This is a genomic window from Runella sp. R0.1_18 (genome assembly GCF_057652155.1).
Window position 1 is genome coordinate 642,198 of the sequence record NZ_JBYFCK010000001.1, and the last position, 20,106, is coordinate 662,303.

The 20,106-nt window shown below is 46.1% G+C and carries 16 protein-coding genes; 5 read left to right on the forward strand and 11 right to left on the reverse strand.

Going from position 1 to position 20,106, the window contains the following annotated elements:
- Positions 1–4: 4 nt before the first annotated feature.
- Genes AC23P2_RS02780 through nirB form a run of 3 tightly spaced genes read right to left on the reverse strand, consistent with a single transcriptional unit; the run spans position 5 to position 4,363 of the window.
- Complete coding sequence (locus AC23P2_RS02780; RefSeq protein ID WP_487771766.1) at positions 5–1,441, reverse strand: ATP-binding protein; 1,437 nt, start codon at positions 1,439–1,441, stop codon at positions 5–7.
- Positions 1,442–1,452: 11 nt separating this feature from the next.
- A complete protein-coding gene (nirD, locus tag AC23P2_RS02785) occupies positions 1,453–1,791 on the reverse strand; it encodes a nitrite reductase small subunit NirD (RefSeq protein WP_028523850.1) in 339 nt (112 codons plus the stop codon).
- 34 nt (positions 1,792–1,825) lie between these two features.
- Positions 1,826–4,363 (reverse strand): nitrite reductase large subunit NirB, encoded by a 2,538-nt coding sequence (gene nirB / locus AC23P2_RS02790; RefSeq protein ID WP_487771767.1) that lies wholly within the window; start codon positions 4,361–4,363, stop codon positions 1,826–1,828.
- A 362-nt stretch (positions 4,364–4,725) separates the two neighbouring features.
- On the opposite strand from nirB, the gene cobA reads away from it, so the two are divergent.
- Together cobA and AC23P2_RS02800 are read left to right on the forward strand one after the other, a co-directional pair.
- The gene (gene cobA, locus AC23P2_RS02795) at positions 4,726–5,484 is read left to right on the forward strand and encodes a uroporphyrinogen-III C-methyltransferase (RefSeq protein ID WP_487771768.1); all 759 of its coding nucleotides are present in this window, start codon (positions 4,726–4,728) and stop codon (positions 5,482–5,484) included.
- A 20-nt stretch (positions 5,485–5,504) separates the two neighbouring features.
- On the forward strand, positions 5,505–6,662 hold the full coding sequence (locus AC23P2_RS02800; protein ID WP_487771769.1) for an alpha/beta hydrolase family protein: 1,158 nt from the start codon (positions 5,505–5,507) through the stop codon (positions 6,660–6,662).
- A 4-nt stretch (positions 6,663–6,666) separates the two neighbouring features.
- On the opposite strand, the gene AC23P2_RS02805 is transcribed toward AC23P2_RS02800, so the two are convergent.
- On the reverse strand, positions 6,667–7,476 hold the full coding sequence (locus AC23P2_RS02805) for an SDR family oxidoreductase (RefSeq protein WP_487771770.1): 810 nt from the start codon (positions 7,474–7,476) through the stop codon (positions 6,667–6,669).
- Between the two features lie 215 nt (positions 7,477–7,691).
- On the opposite strand from AC23P2_RS02805, the gene AC23P2_RS02810 reads away from it, so the two are divergent.
- Complete coding sequence (locus tag AC23P2_RS02810) at positions 7,692–8,672, forward strand: hypothetical protein (protein ID WP_487771771.1); 981 nt, start codon at positions 7,692–7,694, stop codon at positions 8,670–8,672.
- 147 nt (positions 8,673–8,819) lie between these two features.
- Positions 8,820–10,385, forward strand: coding sequence for a calcineurin-like phosphoesterase C-terminal domain-containing protein (locus AC23P2_RS02815; RefSeq protein ID WP_487771772.1), 1,566 nt, complete (start codon positions 8,820–8,822; stop codon positions 10,383–10,385).
- Between the two features lie 15 nt (positions 10,386–10,400).
- Here AC23P2_RS02815 and AC23P2_RS02820 read toward each other — a convergent pair whose 3' ends face one another.
- The 7 genes from AC23P2_RS02820 to AC23P2_RS02850 all read right to left on the reverse strand — a co-directional run bounded on the left by AC23P2_RS02820 (position 10,401) and on the right by AC23P2_RS02850 (position 19,509).
- Positions 10,401–11,627: a 4-hydroxy-3-methylbut-2-enyl diphosphate reductase gene (locus AC23P2_RS02820; protein WP_487771773.1), complete on the reverse strand. Its 1,227-nt coding sequence runs from the start codon at positions 11,625–11,627 to the stop codon at positions 10,401–10,403.
- Positions 11,628–11,741: 114 nt separating this feature from the next.
- Positions 11,742–12,530 carry a metallophosphoesterase family protein gene (locus tag AC23P2_RS02825; protein WP_487771774.1) on the reverse strand — a complete coding sequence of 263 codons (789 nt, stop codon included), beginning with the start codon at positions 12,528–12,530 and terminating at the stop codon, positions 11,742–11,744.
- Positions 12,531–12,593: 63 nt separating this feature from the next.
- Complete coding sequence (locus AC23P2_RS02830) at positions 12,594–13,148, reverse strand: GNAT family N-acetyltransferase (RefSeq protein ID WP_487771775.1); 555 nt, start codon at positions 13,146–13,148, stop codon at positions 12,594–12,596.
- On the reverse strand, positions 13,138–13,893 hold the full coding sequence (locus tag AC23P2_RS02835) for a shikimate dehydrogenase family protein (RefSeq protein WP_487771776.1): 756 nt from the start codon (positions 13,891–13,893) through the stop codon (positions 13,138–13,140). Before AC23P2_RS02835 ends, AC23P2_RS02830 begins: the two co-directional genes overlap by 11 nt.
- Positions 13,890–17,720 (reverse strand): T9SS type A sorting domain-containing protein, encoded by a 3,831-nt coding sequence (locus AC23P2_RS02840; protein ID WP_487771777.1) that lies wholly within the window; start codon positions 17,718–17,720, stop codon positions 13,890–13,892. The genes AC23P2_RS02835 and AC23P2_RS02840 overlap by 4 nt, the downstream gene beginning before the upstream one ends.
- A 124-nt stretch (positions 17,721–17,844) precedes the next feature.
- The gene (obgE, locus tag AC23P2_RS02845; protein ID WP_487771778.1) at positions 17,845–18,837 is read right to left on the reverse strand and encodes a GTPase ObgE; all 993 of its coding nucleotides are present in this window, start codon (positions 18,835–18,837) and stop codon (positions 17,845–17,847) included.
- Positions 18,838–18,939: 102 nt separating this feature from the next.
- Positions 18,940–19,509 carry an adenylate kinase gene (locus tag AC23P2_RS02850; RefSeq protein WP_028523839.1) on the reverse strand — a complete coding sequence of 190 codons (570 nt, stop codon included), beginning with the start codon at positions 19,507–19,509 and terminating at the stop codon, positions 18,940–18,942.
- Between the two features lie 251 nt (positions 19,510–19,760).
- On the opposite strand from AC23P2_RS02850, the gene AC23P2_RS02855 reads away from it, so the two are divergent.
- On the forward strand, positions 19,761–19,943 hold the full coding sequence (locus AC23P2_RS02855; RefSeq protein ID WP_487771779.1) for a hypothetical protein: 183 nt from the start codon (positions 19,761–19,763) through the stop codon (positions 19,941–19,943).
- The last annotated feature ends 163 nt before the right edge of the window (positions 19,944–20,106 follow it).

Below are 20,106 nucleotides of genomic sequence, written 5' to 3' on the forward strand. Positions count from 1 at the left end.
GTTGTTAGTTATGTTGAGGAATATTTACAATTATTTCAGTGCCTTGGCCTACCGTCGAGTGAATTTTGATTTTTCCATCCAACAAACGGGTACGTTCTTGGAGGTTGGTCAAGCCATGGGTAGGTACGAGCGTTGCCTGCATTTTCTTATTGATTCGAAACCCTTTGCCGTTGTCCTTGATTTTGAGTACAATGTCTTTTTCTTGACGAAAAATACGAACGGCAATACTGGTGGCTTGCGAGTGTTTGACGGCATTGTGAATCGCCTCTTGGGCAATTCGGTAGAGCCCTATTTCAATCCGTGGATCAAAACGTTCGTCGTTAAGGTTTGACTCAAAAACCAGCGGCGCTCCTGTATTTCTGACAGTAGAATCCACGAGCTGTTTTAGGGCCAACTTCACTCCAAAATCATTCAGAACGGTAGGCATCAGGTTGTTGGAAATTCCTCGTACTTCTTGGATTGTTTGCCCTACCAATTGTCGAAGATTTATGGCTTGTTGGCGGTCTTTTTCCGACCAGTCCGCTCCGTTTGAAAAACTTTCGGCCATCAATTTCAGCCCAGTCAACATCTGCCCTACCCCGTCGTGAAGTTCTTTGGAAAGACGGCGACGCTCCTCTTCCTGCCCTTGAAGCAGCGCTGATGTATGAATTTTCTGTTCTTTCAGTTCTTGGCGATGCCGATGCTGCGTTGCTTCTAGCAATTTTGCCTGCGTAGCCCGCAATTCCTGATAGGCTTTTTGAAGTTCTTGGTTGGCCTGATGCGTTTTTTCGCGCGCTTCTATGAGCTGATGAAGCGTTTCGGAGAGTTTCGCCACTGCGGGTCGAAAAATAAATAATCCCTCTACTAACAAAACACAAAGCGTAAAAGCCATCAGCCAAAGTTCAATGCGTCGAAGCGTTGTAACTTTGGCTTTGGCTTCTTGGTCGTATTGAAATACGATGCGGTCCATTTTACGCAAAAACACAAGTTCATGCGCAAAGATATTTTTTAGGTAAACATCCACATTGCCAGTGCGGACGGGCTGTTCGAGCCAGCCAATGACCGCATGGGTACTGCGCGCAATTGCCTGAAAATGCGCATCAATGTCTTCAAACATCGCCCGTACGGTATCGCTGTTTACCGATGTCGCCTTAATATCCCGAAGATTTCCCGTTTTTAATTGGTCGTGGTGATCTTCCCAATCGCGTAATACCTTTTTTAACTCTGTTACGTGCGTTGCTTTATCGGCCAAGTCTGGTCGCTGGGTAAGTAAGAGGACACTTTTGGCAATCAACTGACTTTGAAAGCGTTGACGGCCCGCATAATTCACCAGCCAGGAGTCGTGCAACGACCCCTCCAAGGAATTTTGAACCAATAATTGTCCGAGTATCGTCAGAAATGCAACCAACGATAAGGCCATGATATACAGCCGAGTAAAACGTTTAGGTACGCGTAATGGCATAAGTTGGAATGTTAAATTCCGATAAACACAAACCCATCTTCTATTTTGACGGGATAGACATTGATGCAATAATCTTCGCCTTGTAAATTCAGTCCTGTCTCAAGGGAAAACGTTTTTTTATGAAAAGGGCAAGCCACTTTCGGATGCCCCTGCTGGTCGCCAATCATCCCACGGCTCAAGGCCATTTGATGTTTGTGGGGGCATTCATTGTCGGTTGCATACCATTTATCGAGTTGTTTGAAATGAAACACCGCAATTTGTTTGTCGTTGTATTTAACACAAGCACCACCATTTTCGGGAAAAGCAGAAACGGGTGCTGCTTTGAACCAAGTAGTAGGTTGATTATTCATTTTTAATTCAGTTTTAGGGTGAAACTTGGACAGGTTACCAATCAGCGGGGCGTTTTTGTCCGCGCATCTGCACAAACTCCAACGTCGGATCTGGCTCTTTTACATTGACAAAATGGGAAAAACGTGCCCTGATTTCAGGCGTTTCTACTGCCACTCGCCACTCATCGTGGTACGTATCGACCAAGTATTGCAGCTCGTGCTCCAGTTCAGCCGCAATCCCTAAACTATCATTGATAATCACGTCGCGGAGGTACTCCATTTCCCCTTCTAATTTATTGAACCATGTAGCGGTGCGTTGGAGTGGTTCTGCGGTTTTGATGTAAAACATCAAGAAACGGTCGATGTACTTCAGACAAGTTTCATCGTCGAGGTCGCTGGCCAGCAACAGCGCGTGTTGAGGCTTGATTCCACCGTTTCCGCATACGTACAGATTCCACCCTTTTTCGGTTGCGATGATGCCAAAATCTTTGCTTTGGGCTTCGGCACACTCACGCGTACAGCCCGAAACAGCACTTTTGAGTTTGTGCGGCGACCGAATCCCTTTGTAGCGGTTCTCTACCCGAATCGCAAATCCGACCGAATCTTGTACCCCAAATCGGCACCACGTACTTCCTACACAGCTTTTGACCGTACGCAATGATTTTCCGTAAGCATGACCACTTTCAAAGCCTACTTCGAGCAACTCTTCCCAAATAAAAGGCAGTTGCTCAACCCGCGCTCCGAATAAGTCAACCCGCTGTCCACCAGTAATTTTACAATATAAATCATACTTTTTAGCAACCGTTCCGAGCGCAATAAGTTGTTCGGGGGTAATTTCTCCACCTGGTACGCGGGGCACGACCGAGTACGTCCCTCCCCGCTGAATATTGGCCATAAAACGGTCGTTCGTGTCTTGAATTACCGCCTGTTTGGCAATCACATCGTTATAAATACTGGCCAACATCGAAGCAACAGCTGGCTTACAAACCTCACAGCCACACCCTTTTCCAAACTTCGCTACCACTTCATCGTAGGTACGTGTCCCCGACGTTTGAATCAAGTGATACATTTCTTGGCGCGAATAATCAAAATGCTCGCAAAGCACTTTTTTTACTACTTTACCTTGCTTTTTGAGGGTTTCGGTCAACAAATCAGATAGCATAGGCACACAACCACCGCAACCTGTTCCTGCTTTTGTACACTTTTTGATGGCTGCTACATCGGGCAAGTTGTGTTCTTCAATGACCTGACAAATCGTGCCTTTGGTAATGTTTTCGCACGAACAAATACTGGCCTCGTCTGGTAAGTCGGCAATGCCTGTTCCCGCTGAAGCACCATCACCTTTGCGTGCAGGCAGCACCAAGTCTTCGGGATTAGGCGGTAATACCAAACGATTTTTGACCGTTTGGAGAAGCATATTGTAGTTTTCGGCCTCTCCCACCAAGATTCCACCTAGCAGATATTTTCCATCAGTTGAGACATTGAGGCGTTTGTAAATACCTTTCAGTTTGTCTTCTACTACAATCGTATTGTGGGGTGTTTGTTCACAGAAAGGCTCGCCAAAACTTGCCACATCGACACCGATGAGTTTCAGTTTTGTGGACATATCAAACGCTTTAAACAGCCCCCTCTCTCCCAAAGAGGGGACAATCTCCCCATTGGAAGAGAGGCTTGTCAGGTTTTTGGCAACTACCTCAGCCATTTCATAACCAGGAGCCACAAGCCCATAAATCATACCTTTATGTAAAGCACATTCGCCAATGGCATAAATATCGGTATCGGAAGTTTGTAGTTCGTCGTTGACTATAATCCCTCCGCGTGGGCCAACTGCCAAGCCTGCTTGTTTTGCCAACTCGTCGCGGGGGCGTATCCCTGCCGAAATCACGACCATATCCACCTCCAAGGATGTTCCATCCGCAAACGAAAGCCCAGCAACTGCCTCCCCTCCATCAAACTGTGATGTGTTTTTATTGAGGTGAATTTGAATCCCCAAGGCTTCCATTTTTCGTTTGAGCATACCAGCTCCCGCCGCGTCCAATTGCCGTGGCATAAGTCGCGGCGCAAACTCCACCACATGGGTCTCTAAGCCCAAATCGAGGGTTGCTTTGGCGGCTTCTAGCCCCAAAAGTCCTCCCCCAATCACCGCCGCACGCGTTGCACCCTTGGAATAACCAATGATGGCGTCGAGGTCTTCGATGGTTCGATACACAAACACCCCTTCTTTTTCTACGCCTGGCACAGCAGGGACAAAAGCCCCTGAGCCCGTAGCCAACACCAGCTTGTCGTAAGGAATTTGTAGCCCTGTATGGGTCTGAACATAGTGAGCTGCGGGGTCAATCTTGACCACACACTCTCCAGTAAGGAGCCGAATGCCGTTGTCGGCATACCAGCTTGCGGGTGCCATCGTCAGTTCTTCAACTGAAGTGCCCGAAAAATACGCGGAGAGATGAACCCGATCGTACGCTGGACGAGGTTCTTCACCAATTACCGTGATAGAAAATAGGCCGCCACCTACTTTTGTCAGCAACTTTTCGCAGAACTTATAGCCTACCATTCCGTTGCCTACTACCACTACCTTTAGCGGTTGTGTCATGGAGAAAATTGTTTTTACAATCCCTAATTTAATCCTCTATATGTACTTCAATTTTTAATGAGTAATTCTTATAAAAGTTGAATCCTGTGTTACTTAGAACAAAAACCAAATATTTTGATTTTTACAATTTTTACAGCATTAATGGTTGTTTTTAAAACCAGCTTTTGCAAAAATAGAATATTATTTCCTACGAATACTTAAAAATAATACTTAATTTTGAAAAAATACTTAATTTTAATTTATTATTCTATCAATATTCACATTGGTAAAATAATATTTCAAAAAAGTATTCATAAAGTGCAAAATACACCAAAAGGGTGGCGGCTCTTTGGTAAGTAAATAAGTTAAATTAGGGACTGATTATGAAACCAACATTGACACTTGTAGGGGCTGGCCCTGGCGACCCCGAGCTCATCACACTCAAGGGAATTAAAGCATTACAACAAGCAGACGTGGTGCTGTACGACGCTTTGGTATCCACCGAACTCCTCTCCTATGCCCCTGCTCACGCGCAGTTGGTCTATGTAGGCAAAAGGCGTGGTCGCTGCGAATTTGCCCAGAACGACCTCAACCAACTCATTGTTGACTATGCCCTCAATTACGGGCATGTCGTTCGCCTCAAAGGCGGCGACTCTTTTGTTTTTGGCAGGGGTTACGAAGAAATCGCCTTCGCCCAAGAATTTGGTATTCAAACCTCCGTCATTCCTGGCATTTCGAGCAGCATTTCGGTGCCCGCCTTGGCGGGTATTCCGCTTACCTGCCGAGGAGTTAGCGAAAGCTTTTGGGTACTCACGGGCACCACCAAAAATCACAGCCTCTCCAACGACGTCGCCAAGGCAGCTCACAGCACGGCAACCCTCGTGATTTTGATGGGAATGCAACACCTTCCCCAAATTACCGCCCTACTTTCGGAGGCAGGACGCGGCAATACACCCGTCGCTATTATCCAGAACGGCAGTACGCCCTACCAAAAACTTGGCCTAGGCACCGTTGATACGATTGTAGAAGTGGTTGAAAAAGAGCAATTGGCTAACCCTGCCATCATCGTTATCGGCGAAGTTGTGCGGTTACATCCTGCTTATCCCAACGGTAGGTTGGAAGTAACGATGGCTTTTGGATAAAACCAATCCTTCCCATCACCATGAACCGTCTTTTATCTTTTGTCATTGTTGGCATGAGTTGTCAGTTAGCCTTTGCTCAAACAACCCCAGAATTGTGTCAGGGCGCTTATTTTACCGAAGCACAGGGCAAAGAATTTTTAGAAAAACACGTTCCTTCTTCCAAAAAAGAATGGGAAAACCGCGCTACCCAAATCCGTAATCGTATTTTGGAAGGGGGGGAACTCAAAAACCTTCCGCCCCGCCCAGCCTCTAAACCTATTGTCCACAGCCGACGAGAGCTAAACGGATACAGCGTTGAAAATGTGGCTTTTGAGAGCGTAGAGGGTTATTATGTAACGGGAAATTTGTATCGCCCACTCCAGCAAAAAGGGCCATTTGCGGCGGTGCTTTGTCCACACGGACATACCCAAAACGCCGATGCTCGTTTTCTGGAGGCAATGCAGTTTCGTTGTGCTAACCTAGCCCGCATGGGGGCCCTTGTTTTTGCATTTGACATGCTGGGGTACAGCGATGCCCAACAATGCCAACACAAACTTCCCAAAGCATTTAAACTCCAGGCGCTGAACAGCATTCGGGCGCTGGACTTTTTGCTTGACCAACCTGGCATCGACAAAAATCGGGTAGGTGTGACGGGTGAATCGGGCGGCGGAACACAAACATTTATGCTAACCGCTCTCGATCCGCGCGTAAAAGTAGCCGTGCCTGTGGTCATGGTTTCGGCACACTTTTTTGGGGGATGTACCTGCGAAAGTGGTATGCCAGTGCATAAAAAAGGGGATTTTCAGACCAATAACGTAGAAATTGCCGCCCTTGCTGCCCCTCGGCCCTTGCTAATCGTTTCGGATGGTGCCGACTGGACCAAGCACAACCCTGAGGTGGAATACCCGCATCTGCAGAAGATTTATAGCTTATACGGAAAAGCTAATTTGGTAGAAAACGTACACCTACCCACCGAAAAACACGACTACGGCCCTTCAAAAAGAGCCGCAGCCTATCGTTTTTTGGCAAAGCATTTACGTTTAGATGTCTCAAAAGTAACCAAAGCGGATGGCACTATCGACGAAAGCAATGCGCAACTGCTAGATCGTAAATTGTTGGAAGTATTCAACGCCGATCACCCACGCCCCAGCAATGCTGCCATGGGCGATGCGGCGGTGACGGCATTGCTGAATTGGTAATCAGCTATTGCTCAACGGATTTGATACTGTAATTTTTGGTAAACTGCCACAACAACGCTGGCGCAAAACGCTTAAGGTAGGTGCCAAGGGTTTCCATAAAACCTGCAATTACCACCTCCCGCTTTCCTGCTTTGAAGGCTGCGACCATTTTACGTGCACATACATCGGCTGGAATCCCTTTGGCTTGGTTTTCGTCCATCTTGCCAAAGGGTTTTCCATCTTTTCCAATGGCATTGTACGAAATATTGGTTTTGATATAGCCAGGACACACAATCGTCACCTGCACGCCTTCTTGCCATACTTCGCCCCGTAACGAATCAAAAAAACCTTGAATGGCGTGTTTTGAAGCACTATAAAACGTACGGAATGACGTCCCAATTTTTCCACTTACGCTGCTTGTTACCAGTATTCCGCCCGACTTTTGCACCAATAAATGCGGCAGTACTTCGCGCGTGAGCAGCACAAGGTTGGTGAAATTAGTATCCATTAATCGCTTAAAATCCGCAGGAGCAATGTCCAAAAACTTTTCACGCTGACTAACGCCCGCATTGGGAACAAGCACGTCGATTCGTCCAAAGTATGCCAAAACACTTTGGGTTTTGGCCGCAAACTCTTCGGGACGGAGCATATCAATCGGCAACGTCATCACGGAGTTTTCAGGCAATGATAGTTCTTTTTTTACACGCTCTAGCTCTTCCATACGCCGCGCCGAAAGCACCAATTTGGCACCTTCTTTGGCAAATTCATGGGCCAATGCTTCACCAATTCCTGACGAAGCCCCCGTTATCCAAACAACTTTATTGGTTAGGTTCATTTATATTCGGTTTCCTGTTTTTTGTTTAGAGTTCATTGTCATGCTGACGATAGGAAACATCTATTTCCTGTTTTTACTCGTCGGGTTGTAAGCAACCCTCTTCACAATCCATCGGGTTGTGAGCAACCCTCCCCACATTTGATTCGACATTCTAAATTGAGTTTTTTTGCAATATCGTGCATTTTTACACGTTAATTCCACCAAATGACATTTTTATGACCAGACTGCGTTTGTGCGTTCCTTTTTTCTTGATTTTCATTTTTCCCCACGCTCGCGCCCAGCACTTTGCCTTGAGTCGTCTTTTTTATCCTAATGCTACGCTTCGTGCCGATTTGATGGCCGAGGCTAACATGGGAAACAACCAACGTTTTGGGCTTACTAGAACCTCGTTCAACGCCATCATTCCACTTCGTAGCGAAGTTGATGTGGCGTTTAGTTTGCGTAAAAAACTAGACTTACGCGCTCGTCATTTTTTAATGTTGGCCAATGCCTCTCAAATTAATCCAAGCATTAATAGTACCATCACGCCCGACAATGGCTATAAAACGTTTTCTGCGGGTGTCTTGATGCTCCAAGCAAGCCTCCGCGACCGCCTTTGGATTTACGGCGGTGGTTTGGGACTGACCGAGTCAAATGAGACATTTTTTACGCCGCAACCCTTCTTTTGGGGTGGTGGGGCGCGAATGCGCATTTTGGGAATCCATACCCAAATCGCCTACGGAACGGTGTTGATTTACAACCAAAAAATTCGCTTTATACCTGTTTTTGGGATTAACAAACGCATCAACAAACAATGGCGTGTGTCGGGTTTATTACCGTTTCGTGCCGACATCAATTACCGTTTTAATGAATGGCTCAACTTCGACATGATTGGGGCATTTGATGGCTATAGTGGTGGTTTTCAACAAGTAACAAGTGTAGAAAAAATGCTTCGCCGTAGCAATTACCAACAAGTAAAGCTGTCTGTAGCAGCCAATGCGCATTTGTTTACCGTTTTCAACGTGTCGTTAGAAGCTGGTTTGGGCACATTCCGCCAAATCCGCACCTTCAACGCGGCCCGCGAAAACCTCGGAACTGAGCGTCCTAACATTGCGCCCTTCATTGGGGCCAGTGTGCGTTATATCTCAAGTAAATCAAAGCTTTCGTCGCAGTTTACTAGGAAGTTAGGATTTGGAGAGTCAGGTATCAACTGGTAAACCTTCCGCGCGAAACCCCAAGGCAGCCCTCAAAAGCTGCCTTTTTTTATGGGCTGACGCGTATAATAATCTTGCCTTCATCATGAGTTAACATACCAATTGTTCTTTTGCAGTTAATTATCCCCGTTTCAATCAAACCTCTCCCCTATGAACAAATTTACGCTACTGCTCTTATCGACGTTTCTGGTCGGTACTGCTTCGGCTCAAAATGTAGCCAAAGGAATTGTTTACGAAGACCTAAATGGCAATTTTAAGAAAGACAAAAAAGAAAAAGGCATTGCCAACGTAGCCGTATCCAACGGTACAGACGTGGTAGTCACCAATGCAAAAGGAGAATATCAGTTGCCCGTTGGCGACGACAATATTTTCTTTGTCATCAAGCCCACAGGTTATAAAGTAGCCTTAGACGAAAATAACCTTCCTAAGTCTTACTATTTACACAAACCCAAAGGTGCACCCGAATTGAAGTACAAAGGAGCAGCACCGACGGGCGCGCTTCCTGCTTCATTGGATTTTGCCCTGACGGCCTCCCCCGAAGCTGATAACTTCAAAGCCCTCATTTTTGGTGACCCACAGCCCTATACTTTAGACGACCTAAAACACTTTGAAAAAGGGGTTGTCCAAGAGGTAGCAGGTATCAAAGAAGTTGCTTTTGGGTTAAGTTTGGGCGACTTGGTCGGCGACAACCTCGATCTACACCAAGCTTACAAAGAAACGATTCGGAAAGTGGGACTTCCTTGGTACAATCTTACGGGCAACCACGACATGAACTACGACGTGACCCAAGACGAACACGCCAACGAGGCGTTTCAATCGCATTTAGGCCCAGTTAATTATTCGTTCAATTATGGCAAGGTCCATTTTATTGTACTTGACGACATCCTCTATCCTGACCCGCGCGACGGCAAAGGTTATTGGGGGGGCTTCCGTAAAGACCAACTTGATTTTGTAGAAAATGATCTAAAGTTTGTTCCTAAAGAAAATTTGGTAGTATTGGCGTTCCATATTCCTTTGGAATTAGAAGGTGAATCGTTTCGTTTGGAAGACCGTCAGCGTCTTTTTTCTATCCTCAAAGAATACCCAAATACACTTGCGCTTTCGGCCCACACGCACTTCCAACAACAAAACTTTTTCGGTGAAAAAGAGGGATGGCAAGGAGCTAAACCTTTCTATGAATTTAACGTTGGAACAACCTCGGGCGACTGGTATTCGGGCGAAAAAAATGACCAAGGCGTTCCTGCTTCTACCATGCGCGATGGTACACCCAAGGGATACGTTTTCCTCAATTTCAACGGCAATCAATATACCATCGACTACAAAGTAGTGGGCAAACCTAGCGACTATCAGATTGATATTTACGCCCCAAACGTCATTCCATCTGACCGTGGAACGGCGGCTAAAGTGTATGCCAACTTTTTTATGGGAAGTGAAAAAGACGTGGTTGAATACCGCCTCGATAACGGCGATTGGAAACCAATGACCTACACGCAGGAACCCGATCCTCGCTATGTGGCTGCCCTTTACCGCTGGGATGCCTCCGAAAAGTTGATGCCAGGGCGTCGGCCAAGCAATCCCGTCAAGTCAACGCACTTGTGGTCGGTGGCTTTTCCAAATACAAAGGTAGAAGGTACGCACACAATTGAAGTTCGTGCCAAAGACATGTTTGGACGGACGTTTACCCAAACAAAAACATTTCGGGTAGAAAAACCGTAATGCTTTTGTTCAATCTTACAACACCTCTGCCATTACTTCGTCCAACGAACGGGCATCGGGGAAAAACGACAACATCCGCGTCAAGACGCCTTCAATGATGGCATCAGGACAAGACGCCCCACAAGTGAGCATAACAGTCACCGAATCTTTATCTGGAATGAAGTTTTCGGTGACTTTTTCTTTCTTTCGGTGTAAGTCGTAGTGTTTGATGAGGTTGCGATCCAAAATTTTGTTGGCCGACTCAATAAAATACGTTGGAAATTTGGTCTCACAAAGTTCTACAATATGGGAGGTATTGGAGCTATTATAACCACCCGCAATCAACACAAAATCAGCTTGTTCTTTCAACAAAGCATAGGTAGCATCTTGGTTGTCGTTGGTGGCGTAGCAAAGGGTATCGCGCGTATTGGCAAAACGACTTTCTACTTCGTGCGGGGCAAGGTCGAAATGTTTTATCATTACCTGTTTGAGATAATCCGCAATTCCCTGCGTATCCGAAGCCAGCATCGTTGTTTGGTTGACGACCCCAATGCGTTGTAAATCCTGTTCTGGGTCAAAACCTACGGAATATTGCCCACTAAACTCCTCAAAAAATTCTTCTTTATTGGCTTCACCCGTAATGTAGCGGGCCAAGCGTTCGGCTTGTTTTTGGTTTTTAACAATAACCGTAGGAGCATCTTCTTTACTATGAGAAAACGTAGCCCGAGTTTCTTCGTGTAACGGTTTTCCGTGTACGACAATCGTATAGTTTTTCTGACCGATTTGGGCTGCGCGGTTCCACACTTTTTCCACAAACGGACAAGTAGTATCGTATTTATAGGCGTCGATGCCAAGAAGTTGCAAGCGATTTTGGATTTCGATGGTCGTTCCAAAAGCAGGAACAACAACGATGTCATCCGACTTGAGTTCTTCCCAAGGAATGATTTGGCGGCCTGTAGTTTCCATCAAAAAACGCACGCCACGTTCCAATAAATCCCGATTAACGTCAGGATTATGAATCATTTCGCTCAATAAAAAGATACGCTTATCCGGATTTTCTTCAATGGCCCTGTAAGCGATTTCGATGGCGTTTTCGACGCCATAGCAAAATCCAAAATGCCGCGCAATGAGAAACTTCACCGCCCCGAAATCCAGCACGGTCGGCGACAAATCGCGCTTCAACTTATCGTTTTTGCGACGTAGCTCTTTGATAGGAGTAATAATCCGACTACGATAAAATTCGGGTATGTGGAAAGTCTTCATGCTGTTGGAGCAGAATTAGACGTGGATAAAAAAATGGGTTACTGAGACCGTCGCTGCAAAGGTACGACGAACCTTTTTATAACACGCTACCCTTCCACTTTGTTTCGGTAAAATCTAAAATACTTGCTCGTTAATTTTTAATTGTTTGTCGGGATTCCATTGAAATGTATAACAACTGCTGCTGCTACGGGCTTCGACGATGCGGTAACCTTTGTAGTCAACGCCCCAGTTTCCACCAAAATGCCCGTCAAAAAAGGCAGGTTTTGAAAGCGTTTTGCCCATATCAATGGCGTGATCATGCCCGTGAAACATGGCTCGGAGGTTGGGATATTTGGCCAGTGTTTTTTCCAATTCAGGGCAAGTAGTACCGTGCTCCGACCAAAGCTTAGCAGGAATGTGCATGAACAAAAATACGTGTTCTTTTTTGGTAAATTTGGCCAATTGAGCATCAATCCACGGAATATCAGGACAAAGATAGTCTCCTTTTTCGTTGGAAGTATCAGCCAAAATAATGGCATTTGAGCCAATTTCTACACTATGATTAAGGTCATACCCCCAGGTTTCGCGCCATTGGGCAGGTGTAACGTGGTCGTGGTTGCCGCGCGTCACGTAATACGGAAAGCCTAATTGGTCAAAGTACTGCTTGACTTCGGGCAAGAACTGAATGTTATCGTGAAATAAATCTCCGTTAAAAACCACAAAATCAAGCCCTTTGTCAGCCCGTTCTTGCTTAAAGTACTTGAGAATGTTCTCGTGGTAGGTTTTATAATCCGTTTTCGCTTGCCCATAATGGCCATCGGAGGCCACAGCAAAACGCAATCGACGGGTGGATTTGGTCGAAGGTTTTTGGCAACCAAAGGCCACAAGACCCGCAGAGAGTTGGAGAAATTCGCGACGTAACATAAAAATGAGCTATGTGTTGAGGGTTTATTAAGTGTTGAGGATTGCTCACAACCCGATTAACTGTCAAGAGTTACTCACAACCCGCCCCGAAGTTACATACAATACATGATTACTCAACGAATGATTAGGCAAAAGAGGATGTAAAAACTCACCTACTTTCGTCATTCCGAGCCGAATCATTACTTGCTCTGAAGGCTGGTTGGTATCAGCCGTAAAGGCATATACTTTTTCTACTTTGAGGGTATTAAACGCAAAATCAAGGCAGGCATTTCCACCTTCAGTGGCGTAGCCTTTGTGCCAAAAATCGGGGTGAAGCCGCCAGCCAATTTCTAAACATGGCGTAAAAAAACTCTCGAAACGAGGATGGTTAAGGCCGATAAACCCAATAAATTGGCCACTCGAAAGCTCATCTACTGCAAACCAACTATAACCACGCTGATCGATGAGCGCTTTCATTCGTTCGACCATCTCGCGGGTTTCGTTTTCGGGAAGAAGATTTGGGAAAAACTTCATCACGCGCTCGTCTTGGTTCATGGCCACGAACCGAGGGACATCGCTATCCTGCCATTGTCGAAAACCGAGACGCTCGCTTGTAAAAATATAGTTATTATTCTGCATTCCAGATTTCCCACGCTTTTTCGGCCTGTAGATGTAGCATCGGAAGGCCGTTGTGCGTTTGGGCGTTTTGTTCTTTCCCTTTTTGCAAAAATAACGTTTCCGCAGGATTATACACCAAGTCGTATAAAAGGTGCTGCTCCCCCAATAAATGATACGGAATCGCGGGGCAATCATCGACCTTAGGATACGTTCCTACGGGCGAAGTGTTGATAATCAACGAATGACTGTGGATAACTTCCTCAGTGAGATCATCGTAGCCGATGGTCGTTTCGTTTTTTTGACGAGAAACCACTTGATACGCAATTTGCAAGTCGTTCAAAGCCGCAAAAACCGCCTTGGCAGCGCCTCCGTTGCCTAATACCAATGCTTTGAGATTGGCAGGCGTTCTCTGCAAGGAGTCGAGCCATTGCTCCAGCGACGACCGAAAACCGTAATAGTCGGTGTTATAGCCTTTTAATTTCCCATTGGGAAGAATTTTAATGGTATTGACCGCTCCAATCCGCGCCGCAGAGGCCGCATCCAATTCATCCAAAAAAGGAATAACGTTTTGCTTGTGCGGAATGGTCACGTTGAGACCAACCAAATCGGGATGTGCGGCAATAAGTTGGGGAAAATCTTGGTAATTCGGCAATTCTAACAACTCATAGCGACATCCGCTAATGCCTTCTTTGTCAAACTTTTCGGTAAAATATTTTTTTGAGAAAGAGTGAGTCAACGGAAATCCAATTAGGGCAAATAATCTCATGGTTGGCTTAAAACAATTTTTTTACTTTCATTAAATGTTGAAGTTAGAACTTTGATGTGATACGTTCCGTAGGGCAAGTCACTCAAATCTAGTTTTTGTTGACCTACCAAACTAGCAAACGTTTTGGTCATCAGCGTACGCCCCGTTTGGTCATAGACGATGATGGTTACATCGCTCAAATTTTCTAATGCTTCAATGGTGACATTTCCGTCGGTACTTGGGTTGGGAAAAACACCTATACGAGCGTTGCCACTTTCCAGCACAAACTCATACGCCGCCGATGTTTTGGACGTGCAAGTCAGCGTAGCACTGTGTTTAATCGACGAAATTACCGTATAACTCCCTGCTTGTGTCGCTCGAATGGTGGCGGCAGTTTCGCTGAGGGCTTGGCCGTTGTTTGTCCAAGCATAAGTCGCGCCTTCGGTCGGGTTACTCACTTGTAAGGCATAAATTCCCGATTTTTGAATGACGGGCGTAGCGGGAAGGGTTTTGGCCTCTACCCGAACCGCACCCGTATAAGGCGATTGACACCCCGATTCATCACGAATACTAGCGGCGTAATTTCCTGATTGTTTGGCGATAATTCTACTTGTTGTTTCTCCCGTATTCCAGATAACCTGATAGGGGCTTTCTACCCTCAACCCTACTTGTTCGCCTTCGCAGAACGTAGTACGCCCCTCAGCAATAACCGACGGCGGATTAGGCAGTTGAATCACTCGAACTGTAATAGGATCAGAAGCCGACGAAAAACAACCAAATTGATTTCTGGCGGCAACCGTGTAATTTCCCGCCACGTTGGCGTTGATACTTTGCGTCGTTGCGGAGTTAGACCACTGATAACCATCGGCTTGTGAGGCGGTAAGAGTCACCGATTTATCCGCACAAATCGTCGTCGAACCTATTGCACTGATGGTGGGCTTATCTGGAAGCGGGTTGACCGTAATGGTAATGGGATTAGAGGGAGGCGAAGTACAACCCGTGGTTGGGTCATAAACGGTGGCCGTAACACTGCCCGCCGAGTAGGTTTTTATGCTTCGGCCTTCATCGCCCGTACTCCATTTAAACGAACTCCCCGCCGAGGTAATGGTGAGTACAGTATTATCAAATAAACAAAAGGTTGTAGGTCTTTCGCTAATCACCGAAGGAGCAGTGGGTAAAGGGTGAACAGTTACTTTAAATGGATCAGAAATCGCCTCACAGTTGTTGCCATCTCGATAACGCACTCGGTAGTCGCCCCCAGTAGTAGCGGTGACCGTTTGGGTGGTTTGAAAATTACTCCACGAAAGACCTGAGCTATAGTTGGTGGTCAATTGCACTTGGCCTCCCACACAAAAAGTCGTCGGCCCAAGCGCCGTAATGGTTGGTTTGTCAGGAAGACGGCTGACAGTTACCGCAATGACATTAGAAGACAACGATTGGCACTGATTGGCATCCACCGTCCGTGCCGAATAACGCCCCGTGAGGTTGACCGTCACACTTCGAGTATTTTGGCCATTGCTCCAAATATAGCCCGCTTGCGAAGATGAAGTCAGCGTAATTACTTCGTTTTCACAAATATTAGGTGTTCGATCGGCAGTAATGGTTGGGGCGGGTGGTAGCGGATTAGTTTTGACCGTAACAGGGTCAGAAACAGGCGAAGAACAGCCGTTGGCATCTGTGATAGCCACAGTAAAAGTACCCGCTTGTAAAATACTGATGCGACGATTACGAGCTCCATTACTCCAATTGTACTGGGCCGAATTGGTAGAGGTAAGAACGGTACTATCGCCTTCACAAAAAGTAAGTGGGCGCTCCGCCGTAATCACAGGTTTGGCAGGAAGCGGATTGGCAGTTACTTTGATGGAATTAGAAATTGCGTCGCAGCCATTGTCATCCCTAAAACGAACATTATACGTGCCCGACGTTGTCACTTTGATACTGGTTCCTTGTTCACCGTTGCTCCAAACATTTCCTGCCGAATAATTGGAAGATAATGTCACTTCTCCCCCTTCACAAAACGACGTATTTCCCGAAGCACTAATACTTGGGGCGGCAGGTGGCGTGTTCACCACCACCACCACACTCGCAGGCTCTGACGTACAGCCTTGGCTATCGAGCACCCGTACTTCATAAATCCCCGACGTACGAGCTGCTACTGTCTGACCACGTTCGCCGTTTGACCAACGGTATTCGTTGGCAGCACTAGCCATTAGACTAACCGAACCACCCTGGCAAAAAGTAAGCGCTCCAGAAGCATTGATGGTAGGTTTGGCTGGCGGAGGCGAATTGACAGTACTCACGGTAAACGAAGCCGTGCTACTACAACCATAAAGGTTTCTAGTAGTCACCGTATATGTTCCTCCCGAAGACACATCGATACGCTGGCTGGAGGCTCCCGTACTCCAATTGTTGTCAATGCTGCTACTCGACGTCAGGCCAATACTACTACCCTGACACAGAGGAACTTTCCCGTCAACTGCAATACTCACGGGCGCACTTTGTAAGTCATTGGGAACGGTAATGGAAGGCGTAAAATAGGTATTTCCCGAAGCATCGCGGACGGTAGCCTGGTACGTACCTGGACCAAAGTTAACAGAAGACCCCGTGGCACCGTTGTTCCACTGCACCGACACAAACGGTCCTTGCACATTGATATTGAGTTGATTCCCCCCCGCACAACGAACGGAAAAAGAAGGATAAGTACCTGTTTGTGGAGAACAATTGATAAAAAAGGCTTCGTCGAGCGAGTTAGCCCAAACATTGGCAGCATCTGCTAATCCTCCATTTTGCAAGTGAGCTCCGTCTGGACGAGGGATTTGAACATCGTCGGTATTGGGGCCAAAATAAGCCGCCGAGGTGTTAAATACCGTTTGGTTTTGACCATTGATTACCTCTTGGCTATTTTTCCCTTTATAATGGGATACCCTCGCAACCACCCAGCTTACATTTCTACCAAAATGTTGTCGTGATTTATTAATCACCGTCTGCAAATTAGATGCATAGAGATTGGCATTGGTATTAAGGATATTATCAGCCTCGCCTTGGTGCCAAAGCACTGCCCGCACCCCCGTAAGGCTGGCATAATAGTTGAGCGCTAAACGTAAGTTAGCATAGGGCTGGCCAGGAGGGTAGGTATCATTGATATAAATGCTACTTGTAGTACCACCATCGACGGTTTCGGACCAGTTTTTCGAGGCTGTTCCCTCCCAACCTGCATTGTAGAACAACACGGGTACATTGAGTCGATTGGTCAGAATATCCCCCAAACGCCCCCAGCACCACGGGGATAACCCGCGCGGACTCACATTGCTATTGTCACTCATTTTGACAAACGACGGCGCAGGGAGTGAGTTATTTTGGTGCGTACCGTTGTAATAATTAACACAATTGACTCGATCGTCGCCTGGGCTCGGTGCGCCGTAGTTGAAAAAACCCTGCGCATTGGATTGGCCTGCTACAACAAATACCTCACCAACCCCTACCCGCTGAAGCTCAGTAGTAGTAACTACATTTCCATTGGCCAGTCCCCTGATTTGCAATTCATACCAGCCCCCCCTTACCGAAATACTGCCCGAATAAAATCCTCCTTGTGGGTTTTGCTGAATTGTACGCCAGTCGGTTTGCTCTCCTTGCCCGCCGACCATTGGCACCACACGTGCTTCTACTCGGTCGATGCTTTGAGCATACTGCCCCGTAATAGGAATTGTTCCGTTGCCCGCATTGTCGCGCTGGAAAACAATGCGACTGCTCGGAAACGTGATGCTAATCTGGGCAACTACAGCAAGAGGTAAAAAGGACCATAATAAAAAGTTGACAAAATAGAATAAGTATGTTTTACTAAATTTCATTTGTTCAGCTTTATGGTGGAATATATGTTTTACTACCGCAAAAAAAAGGTTAGTAACAGCGTAAATAAATAGCTATTTACGCTTGGTACTAACCCACCTTATTTTGATTGATTGGAAGTATTTTTTAAGGATTTAAAACCTTCCAAATCAAATCTTTCAGTTCGTTTATTCCTTCTTGCATCACCGCCGAAATAAATACGTACGGTATATCGGAAGGAAGTGTTTTGATAAGCTCGTTTTTGGCTTCGTCGTCAATTAAATCCATTTTCGAGATGGCCAAAAGTCGTTCTTTATCTAATAGAGTTGGGTCATATAATTCTAATTCACGAAGCAAGGTACGGTATTCATCCCCTGCGTTTTCGCTGGTTGCAGGCACCAAAAACAACAAAATAGAGTTGCGTTCGATGTGTCGCAAAAAGCGTAATCCTAATCCTTTCCCTTGCGAAGCCCCTTCGATAATCCCAGGAATGTCGGCCATTACAAACGATTTAAAATCGCGGTAAGCCACCACACCCAAGTTAGGGACAAGCGTTGTAAACGGATAATCGGCGATTTCGGGTCTTGCTGCCGATACCGTTGAGAGCAACGTTGATTTTCCTGCGTTTGGAAACCCTACTAGCCCTACATCGGCAAGGAGTTTTAGCTCCAAAACAATCCATTCTTCTTGCCCAGGTTCGCCAGGTTGGGCGTAGAGGGGTGTTTGGTTGGTTGCTGATCTAAAATGCCAGTTTCCTAACCCTCCGCGTCCACCTTTCAACAAAATCACCTCCTGATCATGCTCGGTCACTTCGCCCATTATTTCCCCTGTTTCGGGGTGGCGCGCAATTGTCCCAAGCGGTACTTCTATGATGACGTCATTTCCTTGCTTTCCGTTGCAACGCGCCCCGCTGCCACCTACGCCAGCATCCGCTTTGATGTGCTTGCGGTACTTCAAGTGGAGGAGTGTCCAGTGCTGCGAGTTGGCTTTCATAATGATGTGCCCACCTCGTCCGCCATCACCCCCATCAGGGCCACCTTTGTCCACAAATTTCTCACGTCGGAAGTGTGCAGAACCTGCTCCACCCGCTCCCGAGCGACAGTTTATTTTAACGTAATCTATAAAATTGGAAGTTGCCATAGTAAAATAAAAAACTCGCGTGATGGGCCGAAATGGCATCACACGAGTTACAAAGTTGAGAAAGAAAAGGGAGAGTCTGTATGAAACTCCCGTTAAAATTTATTATACGGTCTCGATTGCCTCACAAAGTTGACCAAAAATATGATCGATTTCGCCAATCCCGTTCACCACCGTCAGCTTGCCTTGGGCTTCATAATAAGGCAGTACATGAACCGTTTTGTTGAAATATTCATCTATACGCTTTACCAGTTTATCCTCGTCGTCATCGGCTCGTCCGCTTATTTTTTTGCGTTCGGCAATACGGCGTTTCAATTCTTCTTCGTTGACATCCAGCTGTAAGACGGCTTTGATATTGGTGTTTTTTGACTCCAAAAACGCATCGAGGGCTTCGGCTTGGGGAACAGTACGCGGGAATCCGTCAAAAATAATTCCTTTTGCGTCAGGATTTTTCTGCACTTCCTCTTCCAACATATCGATGGTGATGGAATCTGGAACCAAAATCCCGTTATCGAGCAAATCTTTCACCCGCTTACCGAGCTCGGTTTGCTCCTTGATGTGCATCCGGAACAAATCTCCCGTAGAAATGTGAAATAGCTGGTATTTCTCGATGAGCTTTGCCGCTTGGGTGCCTTTGCCCGCACCGGGAGGGCCAAAAAGTACAATGTTAAGCATCTGATGAGGGATGTTTTGAAGAGGGAGTCTTACGGTTTAAAGTGTATAAAATGCAAATTTACAATTTCGTAACACTCCTCAACGGTTTTTCCCCACAAATTAACAAAGGAATTTGCTAAAATGGGGTAGGTTTGCTCAGCTAGGCTATTGCGTAGCTATTTTGCCCAGCCCTCGTCTCCCATTTCGCAATGTCATTTTGTGACTAAATTATTTACCTTTAGGTATCCATCCACCCTTAGACACAACTTCCCATGAAACAACGATTAAAACCATGGCTCTATGCAGCGGGAGTACTGCTTATGACCGAAGGCTGCTTCTCAAATCCCTATAAAAGCCGAACAACTACTATGTTTGGGACAGTCATCGATAATGACACCAAATTGCCAGTGGAAAATAATGATATTAGCAATTACAGAGACTATCTCTCTTTATAAGACGGCAATCGAGTAAGTTTTTGTTGCCGCGTTGAAATCGGGACAAAAACCCACATATGATTTCAGGATGCTTACCAAATAAAATTATTTGTAACTGTTTAGGTACGCTATTTGCATAGATGAGATTATGGAAGAGTTGATTAAAGAAATATCGGACTTGAAG